Genomic DNA, 2,271 nt, shown 5'->3' on the forward strand with positions numbered 1-2,271 from the left:
GTTGGTAATAGATAACTTGTATGTCTGACCCAGAGTTATAAGCTATACCATGTCCGTAATAGCCAAAGCCAGTACCGTAGCGAAAACCTAGATAATAACCATTGTAATTATTATAGGTATGTATATCGGTTTTATCTTCTATCACAACACTGTAATTGACTAAAAAACTCGACCTTTTTTGTGCTTTCTAAGATATAGCCTTGAGTTTTTAACTGCTGATTGATGGTAGATCGAATGCGCTGATCCATTAAGTTGTTAACTTTTAAATATTGTTGGCTCGCAGTATTGTATTTATTTTGAGCATGCCAGCGGTAAGTTTTAAGGCTGGAAAAGTCTATAGATTTATCGTAATCAGTATCTAGGGTAAGTGAAGAGCAGCTGGTTATAAAGACTATAACGATAAATGATAAGAGGTATTTTCTCATTTTAGTGTCCTGTTAGAGTGAGAGACAGTAGCAAAATTTTCGCTTCTAAGTATTTCAATAGTAGCTTATGTTGTATGTTTTTAATAGCAGTAAACGATACGTATCTATTTCATTGTATGCTAATATAGGGTTTGGTTTTTATGCGAGAATTTGAAATATGGATTCTCTGTATTTATTCTTATCTCTTTAGGGGAAGGTTGGTAAGATTAAAAGTGAGTGGGGGAGGAGGCTTTTCAGTATAAAAAAACAACGGCTACGAACTAGGTAACCTAAACAGCTATAAGTATTTTATAGCTGTTTGCATGGGCTAGAAAAGTCTAACAAGTAAGGAAAATTTTGAAAATTTATTAGCCTTACTTTTTTTGATAAATAAAGAAGCTTATTTGGATGTTAATATAGTTAAGGCTCTTTGTATATGCTCAGCCGTTTCAATGCCTAAGTCAGTTAAATAGCCGCCATCATCTCGAGAGATTAAGCCTTTATCAAATAAACGCTTAACGGCAGCAATGGATTCTGGTTGTGCTGTGTCGTGTACTTTAATACCGGCTTGCGTTGATGCTTGGTTGTAACGTGTTAAAATGGTAATTTCTTCAACAAGATTTGATGAGATTGGCATAGTTTAGTTCCTTTGGTTGTATAAATTAATTTTAGCATTATACAAAGCTCATGGGGTACAGAGAAACAAAGAATAAAAAATAATAAAAATTAGGAGTTTTAGTTCCTGGTTTTTGATAATAATAGAGAAATTATATGATGAAGATTTTAGTAAGAATTGCTATGTTCGTAGTGGTTGGTAGTGTACTTTTTAGCATGATGGGACGAATGCAACCGACCTATGAGCAGAACTATACAATTCTGTACTCTGATTTTATTGAGGATATCCGCAATGGGGTGGTATCTGAAGTCACCATTGAGGGTGAAAAAGTAAAAGGTAAGTTGATTAATGGTGAACCCTTTATAACTTATAATCCGGATGATACCCATTTAATTGATGACCTTATTCAATATGGTGTAAAGATTAAAGTTGCAACACCTGAAAAGCAGTCAATGCTGACGCAAATTTTTATTTCTTGGGCGCCAATGTTGCTGCTTATTGCTGTTTGGGTTTATTTTTTCCGCAAGCAGCAAGGCGGCGCAGGTGGTGACGGCGGTCAAATGGGCATGGGCAAAAGTCGTGCTAAGCTACTTGAAGAGGATCAAATTAAAGTCGGTTTTTCTGATGTTGCAGGTGTAGAAGAGGCAAAAGAAGATGTGATGGAAATTGTTGATTTTCTGAAAGACCCTTCTAAATACGAATTTGTTGGCGGCAAAATTCCTCATGGGGTGTTATTAGTTGGTCCTCCAGGAACAGGTAAAACTTTATTAGCGCGGGCAATTGCCGGTGAAGCTAATGTGCCATTTTTCTCTATTTCAGGTTCTGATTTTGTAGAGATGTTTGTTGGTGTGGGTGCGTCACGTGTGCGTGATATGTTTGAACAGGCTAAAAAACGAGCGCCTTGTATTATCTTTATTGATGAGATTGATGCGGTAGGTCGCCAGCGTGGTGGGGCAGGTACCGGTGGAGGGGGTAATGATGAACGTGAGCAAACCTTAAACCAACTATTGGTAGAAATGGATGGTTTTAGTGGTAATGAAGGTATTATTGTTATTGCCGCAACGAATCGTTCGGATGTTTTAGATAAAGCTTTATTAAGGCCTGGGCGCTTTGACCGAGAAGTTCATGTTGGCTTGCCTGATATTAAAGGGCGTGAGCAAATTTTGAAAGTCCATATCCAAAAAGTTCCTCAAGCGGAAGATGTGAGTATTAGAGATTTAGCGCGAGGTACGCCTGGTTTTTCAGGAGCTG

3 protein-coding genes are annotated in these 2,271 nt (G+C 37.4%); 1 reads left to right on the forward strand and 2 read right to left on the reverse strand.

All coding sequences use genetic code 11. The features are described from left to right. Nucleotides 1-131: 131 nt before the first annotated feature. Entirely contained in the window at nucleotides 132-425 is a 294-nt protein-coding gene (locus tag BAZSYMA_RS08275) for a DUF4136 domain-containing protein (protein ID WP_090717823.1), read from the reverse strand. 379 nt (nucleotides 426-804) lie between these two features. Next, entirely contained in the window at nucleotides 805-1,041 is a 237-nt protein-coding gene (locus BAZSYMA_RS08280; RefSeq protein WP_090717828.1) for a TIGR02647 family protein, read from the reverse strand. Between the two features lie 134 nt (nucleotides 1,042-1,175). Between BAZSYMA_RS08280 and BAZSYMA_RS08285 the strand changes: the two genes are divergently transcribed. Next, on the forward strand, nucleotides 1,176-2,271 hold a 1,096-nt coding region (locus tag BAZSYMA_RS08285), incomplete at its 3' end, for an ATP-dependent metallopeptidase FtsH/Yme1/Tma family protein (protein ID WP_143243173.1).

The organism is Bathymodiolus azoricus thioautotrophic gill symbiont (assembly GCF_001298715.1).
In the GTDB taxonomy this organism is placed as follows: Bacteria; Pseudomonadota; Gammaproteobacteria; order PS1; family Pseudothioglobaceae; genus Thiodubiliella.

Excerpts from the sequence above, each read along its gene's own strand:
- BAZSYMA_RS08280 (WP_090717828.1), bottom strand. The coding sequence starts at position 1,041 with ATGCCAATCTCATCAAATCTTGTTGAAGAAATTACCATTTTAACACGT.
- BAZSYMA_RS08275 (WP_090717823.1), bottom strand. The coding sequence starts at position 425 with ATGAGAAAATACCTCTTATCATTTATCGTTATAGTCTTTATAACCAGC.